We start from the raw sequence: 22,859 nt of genomic DNA, 5'->3' as shown, positions 1-22,859 counted from the left end.
TATGGTGGCCCCGATCTCCGGAATTTGTCAGAACAATGACGTTTCCAGCTCCATTCGCCGTCACCTGTTGGTGGGCCTTGTGGCCAGCGTGATCGTTGTCGGAGGAGCCGGAGCCTGGGCGGCCGTCACGAATCTTGCCGGCGCAGTTGTCGCATCCGGACACTTTGTTGTCGATTCCCATGTGAAGAAGGTGCAGCACCCAACCGGCGGGGTGGTGGGAGAAATCCTAGTGCGCGAAGGTGATAGAGTGAAAGCCGGCGACGTCGTCATGCGGCTCGATGCCACCCAGACACGCGTCAATCTCGTCATCATAACCAAGCGGCTCGATGAGCTGGCCGCCCGGCTGGCACGACTGGAAGCTGAGCGTGACGATCTGGCGGAGATCGCCTTCCCCCACTGGCTGCTCGCTCGCGGAGAGGGTCCGGACGCAGCCGCGGTAATACATAGCGAGACGCGGCTATTCGAACTCCGAAGACAATCCCGCGAAGGAAAACAGGCCCAGCTAGCGGAGCGCATTGCTCAGTTTCAGCACGAGATCGAGGGACTCAAGGAGCAGGAAACTGCCTACGAGAAAGGCATCGAAATTTTCCAAAAGGAAATTGCTGCCCTCAGTGGGCTGCGCGAACAAGGCCTTGTCTCGAACCAGCGCTTGAATAGCTTGAAGACGCAGGTTGCCACTTTCGGCGGCGAACGCGGTGAGAAGATTGCATATCAGGCACAGACGGAAGGCCGCATAACTGAAACGCGCCTTCAGATCCTGCAGGTCGATCAGGATCTCAAGACGGAAGTCGGCCAGGAGATCAGTGAGGTTCAGGTGCAGATAGGGGAATATATCGAACGCAAGGTGTCGGCTGAAGACGAACTGCGACGACTCGGTATTGTCGCGCCTCAGTCAGGCATCGTTCAACAACTCGCAGTTCATACGGTCGGCGGAGTGATCACGCCCGCCGATCCGATCATGCTAATCGTGCCCGAAGGCGACGACCTGACGCTAGAAGTGCGGATCAACCCGAAGGACATCGACCAAATCCAGCTCCGTCAGAAGGCTATGCTGCGGATGTCGGCCTTCAACCTGAGAACCACGCCGGAATTGAATGGATATGTAAGCCGGATCGCAGCCGATCTGGTGACGGACGATAAAAGCGGCATTTCCTTTTACTTGGTGAGTCTCTCAATCCCGCGTGCGGAACTGACGAAACTCAAGGACCTGAGGCTCGTGCCCGGCATGCCGGCCGAAGCGATGGTCCAGACGGGCGAGCGTACGGCGCTTTCCTATCTTGTGAAGCCGCTGTCCGACCAAATCAGCCGCGCATTCCGCGAGGAATAGAAAATAGGGCTTTTCGCCGCTGAACTCTCTATTTGCGAAACGACTGAATCAGGATGCCGTCCGGTTGTCCGAGTCCTCAGCAACCGCAGGTCGTTGCGGGTGATGTGAAACGGCGTACGCCCCCGCCCTACCTGGGTTCACGGCATGCACGCCGGCCGGAGGAGACGAATACTTGCCCGCTCCGTCTATCAGACACAACACAGGAGACACATGGCACTAGTCAGTGGCAGAGACTTCCGCACAGCGGCGGCAGCGGGGGCGCCCCAGGGACGAGGAGATCCGTTGTGGCGACGACGCCGATTATGTGAGCGGCGGTCCAGTGCGACGATGTGATATGGGGCGGTGGCGGCGACGATTTTTTGCGCGGCAATGAGGACTACGACTTCCTCCATGGTGAGAGGGGCAACGATTTTCTGTTGGGCGGTGGGGGAAAGGATTATCAGTTCGGCGAAGAGGGGCGACGATCATCTGTTCGGCGGAAAGGGCGACAATAATCTGTCCGGCGAAGAGGCAAAGATATTCTGTCCTGCGATGAGGCAATGACTTGCTCCACGGTGGCAAAGACGACGATCATCTGTTGGGCGGTAAGCTCCAACAACTTCGTCTTCCAAGCCCAGAGCGGCAACGATAGAGTGATGGACTTCGAGGCGGGGCGGGACGTCGATCGGCGAGGTGAAGTTCAATTGTACTGAAGCTACGGTAAATACTTGTCGATCGCGCCTTTCAGTCTGGCAAAGACACGGTCGTTGCCCTCGAACCGGGTAATTCGATCACGCTTGTCAATGTGAGTTTTTGACGACTTTCACACGCACCCGGACCAGTATTTCTAAATCTGGATGTGAACTTTCGATAAATTGTCCATTCGGCCCGATCGAGGAGACTCGAGTTACCACGCTTCAGATTCGTCGGAGGGACCGAATGAACATCCATAAGAATGCCCGTCTGACGCCGCTCCGTTGAGAGGAGATGGCGCTTGCGGTCATCGAAGGCGGCGTTTCGCAAGCCCCGGCGGCGTTGCATTCGCGGTGACGGCGAAGGTCGTGAAGCGATGGATCGAGCGCGACAAGGCCGAAGGCCGTGCCGGCATGGGCGACCGCTCGTCGCGGCCCAGTCACAGTCCAAATGCGACCGATCAGGCAGCGGTCGACCGGACCGTCGCGTTGCGACGCCAGCGCCTCACGGGCGAGCGCATTGCACGTGTGGTCGCCGCCTCGCCGGCGACGGTGAGGCGGGTGGTGGCGCGGGCCGGGCTGTCGCGGCTGAAGGACCTGAACCCGCAGAGCCGGTGCGTTGATATGAGCATGACGCGCCAGGCGACATGGTCCACATCGATATCAAGAAGCTCTTCACACCACCGGGGATAGCACCGGCCAAAGCAATGACCGGGCGTCCCGTAAAGGCGGCACCGGCTGGGAGTTCGTCCACCTCTGCGTTGACGATTCCTCCGCGTCGCCTTCAGCCAGATCCTGCCCGACGAGAAAAAGGAAAGCGCCGTTGCCTTCCTGAATGCCGCCATCGCCTATTATGTCGGAGCCATCGCGAGCGGCCGCGAGCACATCAACGACGAAGCAGTCGAGAACTGGGAGCCGGAATTCGAGGCCGAGGCGGCATGAGCAAGGATTCTCATAAACTGCCAAATCCGAACGAAACTGGCGCATTCTTATGATTAAGTGCCAAGCGACAGCTGCGAACCGGTTGCATGCTTGTTCGGCATAATGGTCCGTCGACGCGGGAGAAGGAGTGTGGCGCTGGGACATTACAATCCAGCCCATGCAGAAGGCGCTGACCCAGATGAGCCTGCAGCTCCAGCACGTGGAGACCGACAGCACCGGCCAGACGGGGCTGCGCAGCAGCCAGATCAGGGTTGCGCCGCCCGGCAGCCCCTGATCGATCTGGGACCTATGACTCGCGCCAACGCGAAACCTTCCTTGACGCGAGCCTCGTGGCAACCCCTCCAGAGTCGCCATGGCAAAGGCATGGCCTCCCAGGCCCAGGACTCCCACGATGGACGCCTGGGTCGGGAGCCGGAGCGTCCTCCTTGCACCGTCAGAAGAGGAAGAAATAGAGGTCTGGGTGGGCGAGAACGTCCTCAGCCTTGACATCAAGGAGCAGGATCGAGTTGTCCTTGCCGAGGTCGACAACCGTGCCTTCGTAGACTTGGCGAATGCCGTTAGCGAGGTCGGCGGGCGTCTTGATGTTGGTGCCGTTGATCCCCTTGTTGACCTGGAGGATGTCCTCGCCAGGCATAAAATCCCAAACTTGATCTTTGCCGCTGCCGCTCAGGAATTCGAACGTGTCTTTGTCCAAACCGCCCACGAGCTTATCGTCTCCGCCCCCCCCAGCAGCCAGTCGGCCCCCTCCCCGCCAATGACCTTATCGTCTCCGCCGCCCCCCAGCACGATGTCGTCCCCGTCCTCGCCCCAGACATTATCGTCTCCGCCGTCGCCGAACACGTTGTCGTCCCCTCCGCCGCCCATGAGCACATCGTCTTGGGCGCCGCCCGTCAGGAAGTCGACCCCTTTTCCGCCCGTCTCAACGATCCCGGCTTGGAATTCACGTTCAGGGTGCTCGGGATCAACAAATCCGCGTTCAGGGTCGCCGGGATGAGATCCGCCGGAAGGAGATTCATCGCCGATGTCGGGATCAGGTTCATCGCCGATGTAGGGATCAGGTTCATCGCCGATGTAGGGATCAGCGCCCGCGGAAAGGTCAGGGCCAAGAACACGTTTAGAATCCCTGGAACCAACAAATGGTTCAGGGTCGGTCTCGGGATCAGGGCCGCCTCCAGTGACCAACTGGGGGACGACGGCATCTCCACCGGCATGACGGTCGAGAGCGTAGTTGCCAAAGATCACGTCCGATCCAAACGTCGTGCGCAGGATCTCGCTGCGGTCTGCGCCATTAATCGTAGCCATGCCTATCTCCTTTGTTAGGTCCGCCAGCCGAGAGGTCGCACTGTTTGCGGCCGCGCCCGGAGGGGCGGCCGGATCAACCATTGAGGTCGCTGTGAGCGCGCTGGAGTGGGAGCCATCACGAAGCTCCTATGCACCCTCTCATGCAGTATTCCGGAAGAGTGGTGAAATTGATTTTTTCAATGGCAACATCCACGCTCTGGATGAGCTATAGCGGAATCGGTACTGTCAACTTGACGCCGTCGAGGCAAAGTTGTTGCGCGCAGCGTCACGCGGTACTGTCAAGTTGGCGAGAGGCGGCGATCTGTGGCACCGTCTTGGGCATGAGCACGACGTCCAATCCCTACTGGGGATGCAATTCTAGACATTTCCGTAACGAATAAAGTTAACATTCTTTTCACTTGATTTTTGGGCATAGGAGTTGGGTTCAACCATCGCTCACAAACGCGAGTATGTCCGATACGGTATCAAAAGCGATTGTGGCCATGGCCTCAATAAGGCGCATTGCTGCTGCGTGCGGTTGCGCAACACCATGCCCTATGCGGGGCGATGATAGGGGGCGATCTGCACAATCTGACGATGCTCTTCACGCCCGCACCGTCACACCCCCATGCTCGCTTTCACCTCAGATGAGGCTTCCGACCAGACAATAGTGGATTCCGCCGTACCTTTCCGCATGTATGTGATATAAACATCAAAGTTATGGAGGACGCATATCCTGAATTGCCGCTTTGCTCCGCCATCTTCAATTGGTAGGACGATCAGAGGTCGGGAAAATCGGAGGTAGCGGACCTGCGATTAGCTCACGCGCCATGCAAATGCGATCGAGAGGGCCTATCTGCACCAAACTCGAGTAGCGACAGCAATGGGCTTTTGAGCTAAGGTTAGGACGCGATGGCATCGAGCGAATAGAGCGATAACCAGGAACCGAACCAATCCACAGAAATATTTTGTTGGTATTTCTGTTGGCTAGTTCTGCTATAGCGGCGCGCTAACCATTTGGAAACAGAGCGAGTTTTCCATAGCTTGGATTCCGCCTCTGGGCACCATCCTTATACCTTTGATATTCAAGTCTTTTTAGGATCGCGTCATAGCGGCGAATTCCAGAGTTTGACGCTTTTCTCAGACCGGTTTGACAATTTCCGTTCGCCGCCCTTCGCCTCGGCGTCGAAATTCTTAACCACCGCCAAGCCGCCGGGCGGAACTTGGCCATGTCTATCACCGAGCCGATCTGGCGATGCCTGCAGCGCCATTTGAATGGCGGCTTCCGATCCTGCCAAATGGCAAGGCCTTCGGCGATCGCCCCACCTTTTCGATGAGTTCGTTAAATTTGGCTTCGAGCCGGAGGAGCTTGGCGTCGGAATTCCTCGCCTTAGCGCCTATCATCTTGCCTTCCCTGCGGGGCGCTTGACATCCGAGGCCGCGGCAGCGACGCCCACGATGGCCGATTTCAGGCTTGACTAGCAAGACAGTGTTCCTCCAACCCCGTCCGCGACGAAGCCTACAGGGGACCTTGCGTCACTGACTCCATTTTCATCTTTTTGACGAAAACTGCTCGTTTTCAACTTTTATTGACGAAGACTGACGTCATTCGATTAACGCTGGCGGTCAAAAATCAGTCAAAATAATTCTAACGAAGCCAAAACGGTGGGAAATCGCCCACCAAAAATGACAAACGATTGGGCTCGCTGGATGGATTCGTGATATTTGCGGGACATCGCTCGCGTGATTCAGGCGAGCGTTTGCGGCACGGTGCGGAGATACAAACGTGGCAAGGAATGTCCGAAAATCAGCGGTGGAGGACATGGCGCCCTCGGCGTCCGCCGGGTCATGGGAAGACGATGGCGGGCGCGGACGGGTCGATTTGATTCCGGCCAAGCGTCATGCCTTCATCCTCGAATGCCTTAAACGGCAAGGAGCCGTAGGCGTTCAGGAGCTCATCGATCTCATCGGCGCATCGCCTTCGACGATCCGGCGCGATCTCGAGACGCTTGAACGGCAGGGAGCACTGGAGCGAACGCATGGCGGGGCGATGCTTCAACGCACGGAACTCGCCACCTTCGAGCCGGATCTCGCCACCGCGGCGCATTTCGCCAGGGCTGAGAAAGAGGCCATCGGTGCCGCCATGATGTCGGAACTCCGCGCCGGCCAAAGCGTCATTTTCGACGCAAGCACGACCGTGCTGGAAGTCGCCCGCGCTATCGCCGCGGCGCCTATTCCGCTTACGGCCGTTACCAACAGCCTTGCGATCGCGCAGATACTTGCAGCCGTGCCGGAAGTACGCCTCGTCATGCTTGGAGGCACCTGCAAGCCGGGCTCACTGACCCTGGTCGGCCAGCCCGGCGAGAATTTCCTGCGAACCATCCACGCCGATGTGGCCATTCTTGGGACCCATGCCATCACCGGAGACATGCTCACGGAGACCTCGCTAGAGGTTGCGGCGATGAAGCAGGCGATGATCGCGGCGGCGCGCCGTGTCGTCGTGCTTGCGGACAATTCGAAGTTCACTGCCCCCAATTTCTGCACCATCTGCCGTCTGGCCGATATCCACCAGATCATTACCGACGAGGGCATCGATCAGGCTCACCTCACCAATCTTCGGACGCTCGATGTGAACGTCCGCGTCGTGCGCGTCAGCCGTCCAGGTTCTTCAGTTGAGCGCTCTTGAGATTGCGGATATCCGGGTCGTAGCCGACGACCTGACCGGCGCCCTGGACAGCGCGGTTTCCTTCGCGTCGCCTGGCCACGGCATTGGGGTGAGCTGGCGACTGGACGGTCCGTTTTCGGGGCGCATGGCTGTCGATGTCGCCACACGAGAGGGCGCCGAGGCCACGGCCGTCGCCAGGCACCAGGCGCTCGCGCCATGGCTCGCCGCCGGACAGCTGAGTTTCAAGAAGATCGACAGCCTTTTGCGCGGTCACGTCATCGCCGAAATAGAAGCCTGCATCGTCGAGGGGACGTACCAGCGCGTTGTGCTGGCGCCTGCTTTCCCGTTTCAGGGGCGCGTTACGCGCGTCGGACGCCAATGGCGGCTCGATCGCCCCGAAATGGTAGGTCCCGACCTCCTCGCCGACCTCGGCCAGCGCTTTTCGGCCGGGCGTTCAACACCGGGGGCACGGTCGGCTCATTTCATCACCCTCTACGACGCCGAAACGGACACGGACCTGGACAAGATCGTCGCAACGGCCGGAATGCCGGAGGCACGGATCTTGTGGGTCGGTACAGGCGGCTTGGCGGCGGCACTCGCCCGGCACATGAAAGCACAGCAGAAGCCTGCTCTTGCGTTATCCGGGCCGTTCCTTGGCCTGGTCGGCACAAATCACGAGGTCACAGCGGGACAGGTGGCCCTCTTTGCCGCCCGGCATGCGGATGCGCATATCGTTATCGAACGCGACATCGACAAAGCGAGAAAGCGCTTGGCGGAGCGGATGATGCAAGGCGCGCCATCAATTGTCAGCGTCGCTGCATCGGGTGATCGCCACGCGGTGGCGGATCATATCGGCAAGGTGTTTGCCTCGCTTCTCGAAGATTTGCCGAAGCCCGGCACGTTGCTCGTCACTGGCGGCGAAACATTGCGGTCGGTGTGCGACAGCCTAGGCGCCGTCGAACTCACGGTCGAAAGCGAGATCGAGCCGGGGCTGCCGGTTTCCGTCATCAAAGGCGGCGTTTTCGAGGGGCTGGCCACGATTTCGAAATCGGGCGCGTTCGGCGACAGCGCCCTGCTCTGCAGGCTTGCCGCTCTCGCGCGTTCCTGATCAGGACGATCGCCGGCGAAGACGCGGCACATCCGCCTTGCCGGTCGAATAGCGTCAAAAAACACTGCGAAGCCGAGTGCGGTCGAGATTTCAGCCCGCAGAGGGAGAAGCGGAGGCCGATCAGCCGTGAAATTTGATTGCGAATGATCGCGAAAGAAAACTATTGCGCATATCTGGCCAGAAGGATTAGAAGATGATCACAATTGACCGATATGGGGTGTTTATGTCTGGTCCAAGGCTCGGCATCACAATGGGTGATCCCGCGGGCATCGGCCCCGAGATCATCGCGAAGGCATGCGCACGGCTGAAACCGCGCCTTGCCGAGGGGTCACTGTCGCTTCTCATCATCGGCAGCGTCACCGCGATGCGCGCGATGGAGTCCATTTCAGGACGTATCGAGCGGGAAGAACCGTCGGCTTCGCCCAACGGACATTTTCCGCCCGTGGCCATTCTTGAGGCCGGACCAGAGCGGATACCCATAGAGACAGGCGTCATGTCGGCCGAAGGCGGGCGCCTTGCCTACCTGGCCATCGAAAAGGCTGTTCGCCTGGCTCAGGCCGGCTCGATTGCAGGCCTCGTTACGGCTCCTCTCAACAAGGAAGCGCTCAACCTGGCCGGCTATCACTATGCCGGCCATACCGACATGCTGGCAGAACTGACAGGCGCACGCGATTCCGTGATGATGCTTGCCCATGGCGATTTTCGCGTCAGCCATGTCTCGACCCATGTGGCGCTGGCTCAGGTTCCATCGAAACTGACCGAACCCCGATTGCGGCGGGTGATCCAGTTGACCGTCGAGGCATTGCAAGGCCTCGGCATTGCGCATCCGCGCATTGCGATTGCCGCGCTCAACCCGCACGCCGGCGAAGGCGGCATTTTCGGTCGTGAGGATATCGACATCACGACCCCGGTCGTCGCCTCTTACACATCGCCCGATTTCACCGTGATTGGACCTGTTCCGGGCGACACGGTCTTCGTCAAGCTACGTGCCCGCCAGTATGACGCGGTGGTCGCGATGTATCACGATCAGGGCCATGTTCCGGTGAAACTGCTCGGCTTCAATGTCGATCCCGCGACCGGTGAGTGGAAAGCGCTCTCCGGTGTCAATGTGACGCTCGGCCTTCCGATCATCCGCACCTCCGTGGACCACGGCACGGCCTTCGATATCGCCGGCAAGGGCATCGCCAACGAGGACAGCCTGGTCGAGGCGATCGAGTTCGCCGTCCAGATGGCCGCGGCAAAATCCAAACCTTAGGCACCGGCACGCCTGCAACGCACGAAGAAGCGGATCGAACCATGGCTGTAGAGAAGTCCCATCTCATGCTGATCGACGGCAGATTTGTCACCGGCGAAGCCGGCACGCGCCCGGTGATCAACCCGGCCAACGGCAAGGTTTTTGTCGACGTGCCCGAGGCAAGTCCGGATCAGGCTCGCCAGGCGATAGAGGCAGCCCGTAAGGCGCAGAAAGCCTGGGGGCTCAAATCACCCCTCGCCCGTGCGGCGATCATGAAGCGGATCGCGGTCTTGATCCGGCAGAACACCCGACATCTGGCCGAGGTGGTCGTCAGGGAGCAAGGCAAGCCGATCAATGAGGCCATGGGTGAAGTGGGCGGTGCGGCCGAGTTCTTCGACTACTACGCCGAGTTTGCCCGCCGCATTCAAGGTGAGATCCTGCCATCCGACTACGCGGGAGAGCAGGTCTGGATCCAGCGCGTACCCGTAGGCGTCGTCGCCGCCATCATTCCCTGGAATTATCCGAGCGCCCTGGTCAGCCGAAAGGTGGCGCCCGCCATGATCGCCGGCGACACCATCGTCCTCAAACCGCATGAAGACACGCCGCTTTCGGCGCTCGAAATGGCTCGCATCTTTGTGGAAGCGGGCGTGCCGGACGGCGTCGTCAACATCATAACAGGACGAGGCGAAACCATAGGCGAGGTGCTGTGCACGGAACCCGGCGTCGACCTCATCACCATGACCGGAAGCGTGCCGACCGGCAAGCGCATCATGGTGAATGCTTCGCGCAACCTGACGCCCGTTTCGCTGGAGCTTGGCGGCAAGGCGCCCTTCATCGTCCTGGCCGATGCCGATCTCGACCTGGCGGTGCGGTCGGCGGCCACCTCGCGCTACATGAATTGCGGGCAGGTCTGCATATGCAACGAACGCACGCTCGTCCACCGTTCGATTTACGATCAGTTCGTCACGCGCTTCGTGGAGTTCTCGAAGTCGCTGGTCGTCGGTGATCCGATGCAGGCGAATACCGATATCGGTCCCAAAGTCAGCCGTGAGGAATTGGAAAAGGTCGAGGTGGTCCTGGCGGAAGCCGTCGCGGGCGGCGCGAAGCTGGCTCTGGCCGGCGGACGCCCGGCCAAGGCGCCGATCGACGGTGGCTACTGGCTCAATCCGACCGTATTGACCGACGTGACGCCCGACATGCCGATCATGACGCGGGAAATCTTCGGCCCGGTCGTGCCTATCATGCCCTTCGACACCTTCGAGGAGGCAGTCAGCATCACCAATGCCAGTCGCTATGGCCTGTCGGCCTATCTTTTCACCAACGATCTGGGTCGCGTCATGAACGCCGTCAACGAGGTTTCGTTTGGCGAAATCTATGTGAACCGGATCGGGCCAGAAATGCTGCAGGGCTTCCATGTCGGCTTCCGCGAGAGCGGATTGGGCGGTGATGACGGCGTACACGGGCTCGAGAGCTACATGCGCAAGAAGACGGTCTACGTGAATTACTCGGGTGCCGCCACGGCGGCATTGATGCCTTACGGGCGCTGAACAGCGCCCAGCCAGTACGACCAGCCAGGTCGCTACCCGGCCGCAATGGCCGTTTCATCTCATCGGGAGGAATAAAATGCACTATCGTGGATTCATGGCGGCGGCTTTGGCCGTGGCACTATCAGGACTGGCCGCATCTTCGGCGATCGCCGACGACACCATTCCACCGGAAGCAAAGGCATTGCTTGAGCCGTTGCCCCTGTCGCCGAGAGGCCAACCCGTTCCGGGCTTCCCTGACGGTCCACCGGCGGTGTCGCCAGACGTGCTGAAATTCTCCGATGCCGACCTTGCAAAGCTGAAGGCCGGAAAGTTCACCGCCGGGCTGGTGATGCACACGATGGATGCCGGCTGGCCTCAATTGCAGGTGGCCGGGATCTCGAACACGCTCAAGGACCTTGGCATCGAGGTTGTCGGAACCACCGACGCCAAGTTCCAGCCCGGCCAGCAGATCAGCGATCTCGAGCAGATGATCGCACGCAAGCCGGATGTGATCTTCTCGATCCCGATCGATCCGAAGTCCGAATCCGAAGCCTACAAGAAGGCGGCGGCAGCCGGCATCAAGCTGGTTTTCATGGACAATGTTCCGGTCGATATGGCGCCGGGCAAGGACTATGTGTCCGTTGTCGCCTCCGACAATGAGAAGAACGCCTATTTCGCCGCCCAGGAACTTGTCGGGGCCATTGGCGGCAAGGGCGAGGTCGGCATCATCACACTGGTCTATGACTATTACTACTCTGTCGCGGCCCGCAAGGTCGGCGCACTCAAGGCATTCGGCGAACACCCCGACATCAAGGTCGCGGACGTCGGTACCTTCACCGCGCCTGAAAAGGCCTACGAGGTCGCCACCGCCATGTTGACGGCGCATCCCGACATGAAGGGCATTTTCGTTGCCTGGGACACGCCTGCGCAGCAGGTCGTGGCCGCGGCCAAGACACTCGGCCGCGACATTGTCATCACCACGAATGACATTGCCGCAGACAGCGCGCTGAACGTTGCACGTGGCGAGTTTCTGGCCGTGGGTGCGCAACGCCCCTACGACCAGGGTGTCGCGGAGGCCAAGGCGGCCGCGCTTGCACTGCTTGGACATGACGTCCCGCCGTACATTTCGGTACCGACGTTGCGCGTCAAGAAGCTCGACCTTCTCAGTGCCCTCAAACAGGTCACCAAGGAAGATGCGCCGGCTTCGGTGGTGAAAATCTGCAACGGCGAGTGCTTCTAGAGCAGTTCACCGTTTCACGGAAACGGCGAACCGCTCTATCTCTTTGTTTTTGCGCAATTCCAGACGGAAAACCGTACACACTTTTCCTGGAATTGCTCTGGCTCCTTCTTTCGCCGGCGGGCCGCAGCAGTCCGCCGGCGCTCCCCGAGCGATCGAGAAATCGTCATGGCCGAAGCGAAAACTTCAACGTCCCAGCGCCCTATCGTAACGATGCAACGCATCGGCAAGTCGTTTGGCGCGAACCGCGTGCTGTCGGACATTTCGTTCGAGGTCAAGGCCGGCGAAACGCATGCACTGCTCGGCGAAAATGGTGCGGGCAAGTCGACGCTCATGAAGATCCTCATGGGCGCGTATCGGACGGACGAAGGCCGGATTCTGTTCGACGGCGAGGATGTCACCGCCCTGTCGCTTCGAGAGAGGATCGATCGCGGGATCGCAATGATCTTCCAGGAGCTGAGCGTCTTGCCGAACCGTTCGGTTGCCGAAAACCTGTTTATCCTTCGCGAACCGCTCGCCTTCGGCCGACGTGTCGATGCCAGAAAGATGGTGCGCGAGGCCCAGGCTCTGATCGAGCGGTATGCCTTCTCGCTCGACGCTTCGGCACGTGTGGGCGACCTGGCGTTTGCTCAGCGCCAGATGGTCGAGATTCTCAAAGCGATCTCGCGGGGCGCCAAGCTGCTCGTAATGGACGAGCCGACTTCGTCCCTGACCATCCATGAGGAGGAAACGCTTTTTCGGACAATCGGTCAGCTTAAGCAGAACGGAATCGGTATCGTCTACATCAGCCATCGCATGGCCGATGTGCTGCAGCTTTCGGATCGCATCTCGATTATCAAGGATGGACGACTGGTCGGCCCGCTCCATCCGGAGAAAACGTCCATCGAGGATATCGCGGCGTTGATGTCCCGGCCCAAGGTCCAAACGCCTTCCCCTCCCGCAGCAAATCGGCAGCCTGCAACGCCCGCAGGGACGCCGGCTCTTGAGGTCCGTGACCTTGCCACCTCGCGCAAACTGTCCGGCGTGTCGTTTTCGATCAGCCCGGGCGAGATCGTCGGCCTTGCCGGGCTTGTCGGCAGTGGCCGCTCGACCCTGGGCAAGGCTTTGTTCGGCATCCTTCCGGATGTAACCGGCCACATCGCCGTCGGGAGCGACCCCGTCCAGCCGGGCAGTGTGAGCAGGGCCATCGCTGCCGGTATCGCGCTTGTTCCCGAAGACCGTCGGCTCGAAGGTCTTGTGGGTGGGCGCTCGATCGAGGAGAACCTCGCGCTCCCCCGCCTTTCCGAGTTCTCGCTGGCGGGTCCGTTCGGGCCGATGGCGAAGGCCCGGATAACGGCCCTGTTCAGACAATACCGGGACGATCTCAGTATCCTGTGCCGCGGTCCCTTACAGAAAGCCCAGGAGCTTTCGGGCGGCAATCAGCAGAAGATCGTCTTCGCCAAATGGCTGGCCATGAAGCCGAAGCTGTTGATCCTCGACGAGCCAACCTCCGGCGTCGACATCAATGCCAAGCGCGATATGCGCGACCTTGTGCGCCGCACGGCCGGCGAAGGCGTCGCCGTGCTGCTCATTTCTTCGGAACTCGAAGAACTCCTGGATTTGTCCGATCGCATTCTGGTGATGGCGCAAGGGCGGATCACGCGCAGCATCGATCGCGCGGACGACGAGACAAAACTTCGCGCGTTGCTGCAGGCCGAGGCGGCCAGACAAGCCAGTACGCGCGCCCAGGGAGTTGCAGCATGAAACCTTCGCCTATGCCCTCGCACGCAAATGCGATAAATTTTTTCCGCGATCACATCACCTATGTGATCTTCCTGGCGATAACCCTCTACTTCGTCCTGTTTGCTCCCCACTTCGCGTCTGTGTCGACCGCAAGCGCGGTTCTGCGCATCACGGCCATCGTTTCGGCAATGGCGATCGGCATGACATTCGTCATCATCTGCGGCGAAATCGACCTGTCGGTAGGATCGGTTGCAAGTTTTTCAGGGATGATCGGAGCGCTGCTGCTCGGCCAGGATGTTCCCACCTACGTCGCAGCTCTTCTGGTGCTGGCAGCCGGCGCAGCGATCGGGGCCACCTCCGGCATCCTTGTTACAAAAATACGCATTCCATCGTTTCTTGTGACCCTTGGCATGCTGTCGATCTTTTCCGGACTGGCGCTGACGATCACCGGCACCCGGCCAGTGTCGATCGTCGACGATGATTTCTCGAACCTGTTCTGGAACGGTATTTTTCTGGGCGTGCAGGCGCCAATCTGGTGGACAATCGTCCTAACTTCCGTCGGCTATTATCTTCTGCACCAGATGCCCTTCGGCAGGCGTGTTTATGCGACTGGTGGAAACCCTGTAGCCGCCCGCTTTTCCGGGGTGCGGACGGACAGCGTCAAAATTTTCGCCTTTGTGCTGTCCGGCATGATGGCATCCCTTGCAGGCATGATGCTCGCGGCCCGCTCCACCGCCGGCAATCCCAGCCTGGGGGCGGGTCTCGAACTCGACGTCATCGCGGCCGTGATCATAGGCGGGACAAGTCTCTTCGGCGGCTATGGATCGATCGTCGGTTCTGTCGTCGGAGCAATCTTCATAGGAATTCTCGGATTCGGTCTTCTCGTGCTCGGTCTTTCGACCAGCATCCAGGAGGTGATCAAGGGCGCTATCATCATCATTGCCGTCTCGTTGAACCGGCGTTGAAAGCAGCAGAGTTCCATGACCCGACGAAACGCGCGCGTTCCACGCGTTGACTGCCGAAGTAGGACCGACCCACCCGAAATTCTCTGCCGTCACAGACCTGCTGGCCCGCTCGGTGTCTGCGCTAGGTAGCGGCTTCGTTGGCCAGGTGATCCTTCATGAGGTCACCATAGGGTTCAACATTGAATGCCGTTGGAAAATTCTCGGGCTTATAGGCCGGGATCGCCGCCTTCCGATCCAGAACCGACTGATGGACCAGCGGCCGCCGTTCCTGTCGCTCGATCGTGCGCGGCTCGGCTTGCGGTAGGTAGAAGCCGAGGACCGATTTTCGCTTCCATTCACGCCATTTAACCGATTTTGGAATCCACTCGAGCGGCTTCCAGCCCACGGCCATTGAATCATGCACGATCCCCAACGGATCGGGGCTGACGAACGTCATCGTCCCCTCGCCCTTCCCTTCCCCGAAGACAAGCCGCTCCAGCATGCGGGAATTGGTCTGCAATCCAAATGCTTTGGCCTGATCAATCATCCAGTCGAGCGGAAATTTGGATATGGCGCTTTCCTCTTCAGGATAGCCACCGCCGATATCCGAATGAGATCCGGCGAACCAGACTTGTTTGATATCCTGCTCTTTTGCCGGCGCAATCTTGTCGAAAGGATTTTCGACGAACGGCTGCGGCTCGATCCACCGGTTCAGCCGGAACATGCGGCGATGCTCATCGATCGCAATTGCATGTCGAAAGGCTTCGACGCTCGGGTTGGTCCTCGTATGCGGCAGTGTGAGGAGCTGTGGCAGAAGCCGGTCGCTTCGCGGCACGATGATCGACGCCACGGTGTCCCAAACACCAAGAAATCTGATGCGCGCGTCCCGGGCTCCTGAAACCTTGGAAAAGTGCCAGGCAACGCTAAGGTCGTGCTCATCGCTGGCTTGCTTGTAAGAGCTTACGGCATACTCGACGATGTTGAGTTGGTCCGGATGCAGCAGGCCGATCATGTGGATCAAGCCCGCAACGGCGCGGGCTGTATAGGCTCCGCGGCTGAAGCCAAAGAGGAAGATTACGTCCCCTTCGACGTAGTGCCTGCAGATGAAGGCGTAGGCGCCGGCGATTTCAGCGTCGAGACCATATCCAGTTGCGAGCTCGAACACGGATTTCGCGTTCTGGCGCCATCGCGTCCAGGCATCGCTGGCACCGATGGTTCCTATGCCGGCGTCATAATAGACGCGCTGCTCCTCATTCTTCTTCAGGATGCGGAACAACTTCAAGACATTCGAGAGATTGCGCTCGATCTGGTTTCCCGTTCCATCGCAGCAGACAACGATGTTTTTGCCAGTCCGCTTCAACGCCACCGCCTTTGAAGGTCCAGTTCAGACCAACCGACTTTGACCCAAGCTGTCGATCACATCAACAGGCGTCTGACGATGGATACCGATGAGAATGTAGCGGCGCGGTCGGCGTGGTTCCGGTGGCGAAAGAAGAGGGGTTCAATCAAAGAAGCCCGTATCCTCTTCCCTGAGATACTTCCTGGCTGCTTCGGCGTCGATATCGAGGCCCAGTCCCGGCGCTTCCAGCAGGTCCACCATGCTGTCCTTCACGATCTGCGACGGCAGGCCGATCACGAGATCCTCCCACCAGGGGTCAGAGGCGCTCGGATATTCGAAGGCAATGTAGTTGGCGGGCAAGGTGGCGCAAACGTTGATCAGGGCGCCGAGGCCCAGCAGGCCGTTGGCGGTGCCGTGCGGCGCCATCAGGATGGAGTGCATGTAGGCGTGCTCGGCGACCCATTTGAGTTCGGCAATACCGCCGATATCGGCAGGATCGGGGCCGATGACGCGCACGGCCTGCGTCTCGATCAGCTCCTTGAAATTGTGCCGCAAGTAGATCTGCTCGCCGGTATGGATCGGCGTCGAGGTGGAGGTTGTCAGCTCCCGATAGGCCTGCGGATTGACCCACGGCACATAGTCACCGGTCAGCATGTCCTCGAGCCACATCAAATTGTACTTCTCCACCGCGCGAGCGAACTTGATCGCGTCGGGCAGCATCCAGCCCGGGCCGCAGTCGAGCGCCAGGCTGACCTTGTCGCCCAGCACTTCCTTCATGGCGATCACGCAGTCGAGCATGTGGTTGAAACCGCGCTCGCTGATCACGCCCTGATCCATGGCACCGTGATAGCCGGCCTTCTTCTGCGTCACGCCATAATGGAAGTCCTCGATGCTGTCCTTCATGTTCGAGTGGAACGAGATTCCTTGCTTGACCATGAAGAAGTTCTGCGGCTGCTCCATCATCCATTTGACGTCGGCCGCATAATCCTCCGGCCGGTCGCCCGCGCGTTTCCGGCGGATCGAGCCGTTATAGACGCGCACCTTGTCGCGCACCTTGCCGCCGAGCAGTTTGTAGGCCGGCACGCCAGCGGCCTTGCCGGCAATGTCCCACAGCGCATGCTCGATCGCGGAGACGGCGGCGCCATAGGGCTTGAACGAACCTCGCTGGCGGATCTTCAGCATCACCCGCTCGACGTCGGTCGGATCCTCGCCGATCAGCGCCTCGCGGAAATGCAGCACAAAGGGCTTGAGATAGGTCTTTGTGAACTCGACCTCGCCAAGGCCATGGAGGCCCTCGTCAGTGACGACGCGAACGATGGGATGCCGCCCGATGACGGCGCAGCGCAGGTCGGTGATCTTCATGGCACAGTCCTATTTCACAGACGAGAAAGCTGTCGGTGTGAGCAGCTGGCTGGCGATATTGGCAACGATCTGCCCGTCACGATCAGACTCGTCCCGGGCCCTGTGCCATGCCGGATCGGTGACGAAAGCCGCCCATTTCGCCTCACGCTCGGCCAGCGATTCCCAGGCGAGGAAATAGGTAAGGCGATTGCTGTTTTCGCCGATCGCCGTGGTGAAAAACCCGGCTTGGCGGATGCCATGCCTCTCCCAGATGGCCAGCGTTTGGTCGGAAAAGCGCTTGAGCAAGGCCGGCAGCCTGCCCGGCAGGCAGTCGTAGATACGCAGTTCGTAGATCATGGTTTCGTCCGTTTCTTTCTTCGCCTCTCCCCTCGGAGAGGTCGACACGAATAGTCGGTCGTTGGCCCTGTGAGCTTGAGGAATGAGGGCTGGGCGTCTGGGCTAACTCCAGGTCCGGTCCCAGCTATATTCATTGTCCCAATGCTCGGTGGATTGCCAGATGCCGGTGACACCCGGCTGCAGATGCTGCGAGATCACCTCGTCTACGACGTCGTCGATCCCCAGACCCGGCTTGTCCGGAACAGTGATGAACCCGTCCTGCACGAGCGGCTTGGGAAGGCCGGTGACGATATCGTCCCACCAGTCGACATCGGCGGAGTGATATTCGAGCGCCATGAAATTCTCGGTCGCGGTCGCGACATGGGCCGCGGCCATCGCTGCGATTGGACTTTCGGCCATGTGGATGGCCATGGCGACGCCGTGATCCTGCGCCATGTCGCCGATCTTCTTGGTCTCCAGGATGCCCCCGCTGGTGAGCAGGTCCGGGTGGATAATGGAGAGGCCACCGCTCTTGAGCAGAGGCTCGAACCCCTCCTTGAGGTAAATGTCCTCGCCGGTGCAGATGGGCACCGTGGTGGCGTCCTGCAACTGCCGGTACTGCTCGGTGTACTGCCAGGGGATTACATCCTCGAGCCAGGCCGGCACGTATTTTTCAATTCGCCTGGCGAGCCGAATGCCGTTCTGGAGTGAGATGTGGCCGACGTGGTCTATGGCGAGAGGGATCTCCATGCCGATGACCTCGCGAACCTCGGCAATGTACTGCTCGAGCAGGTCGAGGCCCTTGTCGGAAAAATGGAGGCTGGTAAACGGGTGGGCGACATTATGCAGGTTGTAGGCCGCGTTGCGGGCGCGCCGCTCATCAACGGTCTTGAGCGGGCCGCGGGCGGGATGAACGCGGTAGCCCTCGAGTGAGCCGGCAGGAGACACGACCGCGCCGGGCACATCCGCGATCTGCATCAGCCCCAGATCCATCTTGAGGAAGGTGAAGCCGAGCTCCATGCGCTGCTTGAGGCGCTTGCCGGTTTCTGTGCCGCTCGGCACGGTTGCATCGGTATCGCAATAGAGGCGCACCTTCTCCCGAAATCGGCCGCCGAGCATCTGGTAGATCGGAACGCCATAGGCCTTGCCGGCGAGATCCCACAGCGCGATTTCGACCGCCGAGACGCCGCCGCCTTGCCGGCCGTGCCCGCCGAACTGCTTGATCCGGCGAAACAGGCGGTCGATATTGCAAGGATTCTCGCCAAGCAACCGGCTCTTCAGCATCAGCGCGTAGGTGGCGCTGGCCCCGTCGCGCACCTCGCCAAGCCCGACGATGCCCTGGTTGGTGTAGATCTTGAGCAGCGCCGTCGTGAACGGTGCGCCGACGATTTCGGCCACCCGCATGTCGGTGATGCGAAGATCGGACGGCTTGGAGTTCACGTTCACTCGATCAAGGGCTTCGTCGGCTCCACCGGTCTTGGGCATCACTTATCCTCGTTTTGGTAGGCAGGGGCTTATCGGTGCGCATGCAGCCCCGACATGAGGCGACATGCGTCAGCCCAACTCAATCTCGTGGGCTTGCAGGTACTCGCGGTCCATCTCAATGCCGAGACCGGGCTTCGACGTCAGTTTGAGGCTGCCGTTCGAAACGTCGAGTGGTGTGTCGATGAGATGATCGTATTTACCCAGGTTCCACTCCGACGTCTCGAGTTTGTAGAAGTTAGGAACTGTCATCATCACCTGCGCCCCCGCCACCACGTTGATCGGCCCCGCGGCGTCATGCGGCGAGACCGGGACGTAGTAGGCTTCGCACAGGGCAGAGATCTTCTTGAGTTCGGTAATGCCGCCGGTCCAGGTGACGTCAGGCATGATGTAGTCAGCGAGCTTGTTTTCGAGCACCGGCACGAAGTCCCACTTGGTGTGGCCGCGTTCGCCCCACGAGATGGCGGCGCTGACCTTCTCACGCACCTGCTTGAGGGCATTGAGGCTCTCGGGCGGGCAAGGCTCCTCGAACCAGTCGATCTGGCCGGCTTCCTCGAGGCTTCGGCAGAGGCGAATGGCGGTCGGAACGTCGAAACGGCCGTGCGCATCGATGAGGATATCGACATCAGGGCCCGCCGTTTCGCGGATCAGAGCCGTGAGTTCGGCCGCTTCGCGCTCGTCCTTGCGAGTCATGCTGCCATCGAGGTAGCCGTCCCGCTGTTCGCGCGACACGCCATCGGCGCCACGTCCCTGATGCGGGAAAGGATCAAACTTGAGCGCAGTGTGTCCGGACTCGACGATGTCCCGAATTTCGCGGACCACCGCCTCCTTGCTGGTAAATTTGGACTGGTTGGGATGGGTGTAGAGCGCGATTTCATCGCGCACCGGCCCGCCCAGCAGCTCGTAGATCGGCTTGCCCAAAACTTTGCCCCGGATGTCCCAGAGAGCTATGTCGATGGCGCTCACGCATTCGACCGCGGCGCCGCGGCTGCCCATATAGGTGAAGCTGCGGAAAATCTTGTGCCAGAGATGCTCGATCCGGGCCGGGTCCTCGCCGGTCACGGCGGCGCCGATCTGCCGCAGGATCGTGCAGAGCGCGCGGTTGGCGAGCTTGGTGGTGGTCGTGATCTCTCCCCAGCCGCTCACCCCCTCGTCGGTCGTCACTTCGACGAACAGGTACTCTCCCCAATAGGACGCATCGGACTTGATCAGCCACGGCCGAATGCTCGTAATTTTCATGTCAGCTACCTCTGTCTGATCGTCGGGCTAGCGATGTTCTGGAACGGGCATTCTATCCGGCCCGAGCGGCGTTGCGCGCACGCATATGTTCGAGGATGTGCCGGCCGGAGCCCTCGACATGGCGAGCAACGAGTTCGGCCGCCTTGTCGGCATCTCCCGCCTTTACCAGCGCGATGAGCTCGCGGTGCTCGCGAATGATCGCGGCACGCCGGGCAAGCGTGAAATTGAAACGCCGGCTCACGGCTCGCAGCACTTCACGATGCTTCCACCAAAGCTCGGCGGCATGGCGGTTGTAATGCCGCTGGTACATCACGGTGTGGAAGGCGGTATCCAGCTCGCTGTGCCTGAACGTATCGGCGAAGTTGTTCTCTTCAATCAGGTCCTGGAGACGTTGGAGTTCGGCGATGTCCTCGCCGGTGGCCATATTCACAAACCATCGCGTCAGAGCCGGCTCGATCAGAACGCCGATCTCATAAATGTCGCGGACAAACTCCTGATCGATAGGCCGGACGCGCGCCCCGCGGTTGGGGAGAAAGGTGACAAAGCCTTCGCCGCGCAACAGCTGCAAGGCTTCGCGCACGGGGTTGGTCGAGGTGCCGTGGCGCCGGGCGAGATCAGTGACCACGAGCCGTTCGTTGGCGGCAAGCCGTCCCTCGATGATGTCTTCCCTGATCAGCTCATAAAGCGAGGCGCCTTCGCTGGACGCCCCTATGGGGTCAATCCCCACCGGTGGCTTGGCTTTGAAATCGTTTGGTTCGGCCAAGGCCGGCTCCCCTGGATTAATACACACCCTTTCCGATTAACACGCAAAGTTTCGATAAACAATGTACGATCTAACGCGTTGACAGGCAATTCATGATCTGAAAACGTACAAGGCTCCCGAACGGGTACACAGATACAAAGACGTCCTGCGATCAAACGAGCAAGACCGCTTTGCCTCGCCGCAAAGCGGCATGGGAGAACCAGGGAGGATACCTATGACGAGGATTATACTCGGCAGTGCGGTCCTGCGCGGCACTGTCGTCAGCGTTTTGGCGGCATCGCTGATGTCCACATCGGCGCTGGGCGCGCCGCCGGTCGACCTCAGCAAGTGGTCGCCGGAATATGTCCGCGCCATTGCGGGAACACAGGATTTCGACACGGCGGCCGATTGTGCCAAGGTCACCCCGCTGGACTACAAGGGGCGACTGACCTTCTGGTATCAGGGCGTGTTCGAGGGCGACCCCGACCTCCTGCGCCAGTACTACAAGGAATTCTTCGAAACCTTCCGCAAGACCTATCCAAACATCCAGCTCGAGGAACAAGCCCTCACCTATAACGATCTTCTCGACAAGTTCCGCACCGCGCTCCTCGGCAATGCCGCGCCGATGGCGGTCCGCTTGCAAATCCTGGGTGGTACCGAATTCGCTTCAAAAGGCTATCTGCAGCCGCTCAAGCCGGAGGATGTGGGCTATTCGACCGAGGACTTCTGGCCCGGCGCCATGAAGGCCGTGACCTGGGACGGTGTGACCTACGGCATTCCAACCAACAACGAAACGATGGCGTTCATCTGGAACGCCGACATCTTCAAACGCGCCGGCCTCGATCCGGACAAGCCACCGGCAACCTGGGACGACGTCATCAAGTATTCCAAGCAGATCCACGACAAGCTCGGCATTGCCGGCTACGGCCTCGTGGCTCGCAAGAATGCCGGCAATACGCCCTATCGCTTCATGCCTCAGCTATGGGCCTATGGTGGCGGCGTCTTCGACGAAGCGGCGGCAAACCCGACCTATGAGCAGGTCGAGCTGGACAGCCCGCAGAGCAAGGCGGCGCTGCAGGCTTCCTACGACATGTATGTTCGCGACAAGTCGGTTCCGGTTTCGGCACTCACCAACCAGCAGGCCGACAACCAGCCCCTGTTCGTCGCCGGTCAACTCGGCATGATGATCTCGCATCCTTCCGACTACAACGTCATGCTCGACCTGCAGAAGAAGGCGACGGGCACCGACAAGGACAAGGCGCAGACCGTCATCGACAACATGCGCTACGGCCTGATACCGGCTGGGCCCGACGGCAAGCGCGCGGTCGTGTTCGGCGGCTCGAACATCCACATCCTGAAGCCCGAATATGTCGAAGGCGGCAAGGTAGACCAGCCGGCCGCGAAGGCTATCATCTGCATGTGGACGAGCCCTGAATGGTCGCTGAAGATGGCCTATGCCGGATCGAATCCCGGCAACCTGAACGGCTTCAAGACCAAATGGATGAAGGAACGTCTGGACAACATCAAATTCCTCGATGTCACGACCTCGATGCTGCCATACGGCATCCCATTCCCAGCGCTGCCGCAGGCCCCGGAGATCATGAACATCATCGTCCCGGACATGCTGCAGAATGCCCTGACCGGAGCGATGACCGTCGACCAGGCGGCGGACGACGCGGCCCAGAAGGTGAAAGACCTGATGGGCGGGCTCTAGCCTGCGCCT

At 60.2% G+C, this 22,859-nt stretch carries 18 protein-coding genes and 2 pseudogenes; 12 read left to right on the top strand and 8 right to left on the bottom strand.

The window, feature by feature from the left end; genetic code table 11:
- Positions 1-13: 13 nt before the first annotated feature.
- The 3 genes and pseudogenes from ACIU1A_RS32495 to ACIU1A_RS32485 form a co-directional block, all read left to right on the top strand.
- A complete protein-coding gene (locus tag ACIU1A_RS32495; protein ID WP_404928051.1) occupies positions 14-1,327 on the top strand; it encodes an HlyD family type I secretion periplasmic adaptor subunit in 1,314 nt (437 codons plus the stop codon).
- A gap of 329 nt (positions 1,328-1,656) precedes the next feature.
- On the top strand, positions 1,657-1,821 hold the full coding sequence (locus ACIU1A_RS32490; RefSeq protein WP_404926216.1) for a hypothetical protein: 165 nt from the start codon (positions 1,657-1,659) through the stop codon (positions 1,819-1,821).
- A 472-nt stretch (positions 1,822-2,293) separates the two neighbouring features.
- A pseudogene (locus ACIU1A_RS32485) lies at positions 2,294-2,853 on the top strand (leucine zipper domain-containing protein); the annotation flags it as partial.
- Between the two features lie 520 nt (positions 2,854-3,373).
- Here the strand turns inward: ACIU1A_RS32485 and ACIU1A_RS32480 are convergent.
- Complete coding sequence (locus ACIU1A_RS32480; RefSeq protein ID WP_404926215.1) at positions 3,374-3,643, bottom strand: hypothetical protein; 270 nt, start codon at positions 3,641-3,643, stop codon at positions 3,374-3,376.
- Entirely contained in the window at positions 3,607-4,242 is a 636-nt protein-coding gene (locus ACIU1A_RS32475) for a calcium-binding protein (protein WP_404926214.1), read from the bottom strand. The genes ACIU1A_RS32480 and ACIU1A_RS32475 overlap by 37 nt, the downstream gene beginning before the upstream one ends.
- Before the next feature lie 1,765 nt (positions 4,243-6,007).
- Between ACIU1A_RS32475 and ACIU1A_RS32470 the strand changes: the two genes are divergently transcribed.
- The 8 genes and pseudogenes from ACIU1A_RS32470 to ACIU1A_RS32435 all read left to right on the top strand — a co-directional run bounded on the left by ACIU1A_RS32470 (position 6,008) and on the right by ACIU1A_RS32435 (position 14,678).
- Entirely contained in the window at positions 6,008-6,907 is a 900-nt protein-coding gene (locus ACIU1A_RS32470) for a DeoR/GlpR family DNA-binding transcription regulator (RefSeq protein ID WP_404926213.1), read from the top strand.
- Positions 6,894-7,208: pseudogene (locus ACIU1A_RS32465) on the top strand (four-carbon acid sugar kinase family protein); the annotation flags it as partial. The gene ACIU1A_RS32470 and the pseudogene ACIU1A_RS32465, both read left to right, overlap by 14 nt.
- A 261-nt stretch (positions 7,209-7,469) precedes the next feature.
- Complete coding sequence (locus ACIU1A_RS32460) at positions 7,470-7,994, top strand: nucleotide-binding domain containing protein (RefSeq protein WP_224518989.1); 525 nt, start codon at positions 7,470-7,472, stop codon at positions 7,992-7,994.
- Between the two features lie 250 nt (positions 7,995-8,244).
- Positions 8,245-9,249: a 4-hydroxythreonine-4-phosphate dehydrogenase PdxA gene (gene pdxA, locus ACIU1A_RS32455; RefSeq protein ID WP_404926212.1), complete on the top strand. Its 1,005-nt coding sequence runs from the start codon at positions 8,245-8,247 to the stop codon at positions 9,247-9,249.
- A gap of 41 nt (positions 9,250-9,290) precedes the next feature.
- On the top strand, positions 9,291-10,775 hold the full coding sequence (gene aldA / locus ACIU1A_RS32450; protein WP_404926211.1) for an aldehyde dehydrogenase: 1,485 nt from the start codon (positions 9,291-9,293) through the stop codon (positions 10,773-10,775).
- Between the two features lie 76 nt (positions 10,776-10,851).
- On the top strand, positions 10,852-11,994 hold the full coding sequence (locus tag ACIU1A_RS32445) for a substrate-binding domain-containing protein (protein WP_140496521.1): 1,143 nt from the start codon (positions 10,852-10,854) through the stop codon (positions 11,992-11,994).
- Positions 11,995-12,159: 165 nt separating this feature from the next.
- On the top strand, positions 12,160-13,734 hold the full coding sequence (locus tag ACIU1A_RS32440; RefSeq protein ID WP_404926210.1) for a sugar ABC transporter ATP-binding protein: 1,575 nt from the start codon (positions 12,160-12,162) through the stop codon (positions 13,732-13,734).
- A gap of 62 nt (positions 13,735-13,796) precedes the next feature.
- Positions 13,797-14,678: an ABC transporter permease gene (locus tag ACIU1A_RS32435; protein ID WP_404926209.1), complete on the top strand. Its 882-nt coding sequence runs from the start codon at positions 13,797-13,799 to the stop codon at positions 14,676-14,678.
- 121 nt (positions 14,679-14,799) lie between these two features.
- Here ACIU1A_RS32435 and ACIU1A_RS32430 read toward each other — a convergent pair whose 3' ends face one another.
- From ACIU1A_RS32430 to ACIU1A_RS32405, 6 genes are all read right to left on the bottom strand, one after another.
- Positions 14,800-16,017, bottom strand: a complete 1,218-nt coding sequence (locus tag ACIU1A_RS32430; RefSeq protein WP_404926208.1) for a DUF2235 domain-containing protein — start codon at positions 16,015-16,017, stop codon at positions 14,800-14,802.
- A gap of 141 nt (positions 16,018-16,158) precedes the next feature.
- Positions 16,159-17,358, bottom strand: coding sequence for a mandelate racemase/muconate lactonizing enzyme family protein (locus tag ACIU1A_RS32425; protein ID WP_140496529.1), 1,200 nt, complete (start codon positions 17,356-17,358; stop codon positions 16,159-16,161).
- A 9-nt stretch (positions 17,359-17,367) separates the two neighbouring features.
- Positions 17,368-17,694, bottom strand: coding sequence for an NIPSNAP family protein (locus ACIU1A_RS32420; RefSeq protein ID WP_404926207.1), 327 nt, complete (start codon positions 17,692-17,694; stop codon positions 17,368-17,370).
- 102 nt (positions 17,695-17,796) lie between these two features.
- Positions 17,797-19,158 (bottom strand): mandelate racemase/muconate lactonizing enzyme family protein, encoded by a 1,362-nt coding sequence (locus tag ACIU1A_RS32415; protein WP_404926206.1) that lies wholly within the window; start codon positions 19,156-19,158, stop codon positions 17,797-17,799.
- Between the two features lie 69 nt (positions 19,159-19,227).
- On the bottom strand, positions 19,228-20,394 hold the full coding sequence (locus ACIU1A_RS32410; RefSeq protein ID WP_140513313.1) for a mandelate racemase/muconate lactonizing enzyme family protein: 1,167 nt from the start codon (positions 20,392-20,394) through the stop codon (positions 19,228-19,230).
- 52 nt (positions 20,395-20,446) lie between these two features.
- Positions 20,447-21,157, bottom strand: coding sequence for a GntR family transcriptional regulator (locus tag ACIU1A_RS32405; RefSeq protein ID WP_140524027.1), 711 nt, complete (start codon positions 21,155-21,157; stop codon positions 20,447-20,449).
- Between the two features lie 214 nt (positions 21,158-21,371).
- Here ACIU1A_RS32405 and ACIU1A_RS32400 point away from each other — a divergent pair, with 214 nt between their 5' ends.
- Positions 21,372-22,850, top strand: coding sequence for an ABC transporter substrate-binding protein (locus ACIU1A_RS32400; protein WP_404926205.1), 1,479 nt, complete (start codon positions 21,372-21,374; stop codon positions 22,848-22,850).
- Positions 22,851-22,859: the final 9 nt, after the last annotated feature.

This window comes from Mesorhizobium maamorense (genome assembly GCF_044998965.1).
In the GTDB taxonomy this organism is placed as follows: Bacteria; Pseudomonadota; Alphaproteobacteria; order Rhizobiales; family Rhizobiaceae; genus Mesorhizobium.
The sequence above is the reverse complement of the archived record's forward strand: the minus strand, read 5'-3'. Positions and strand labels throughout refer to the sequence as shown.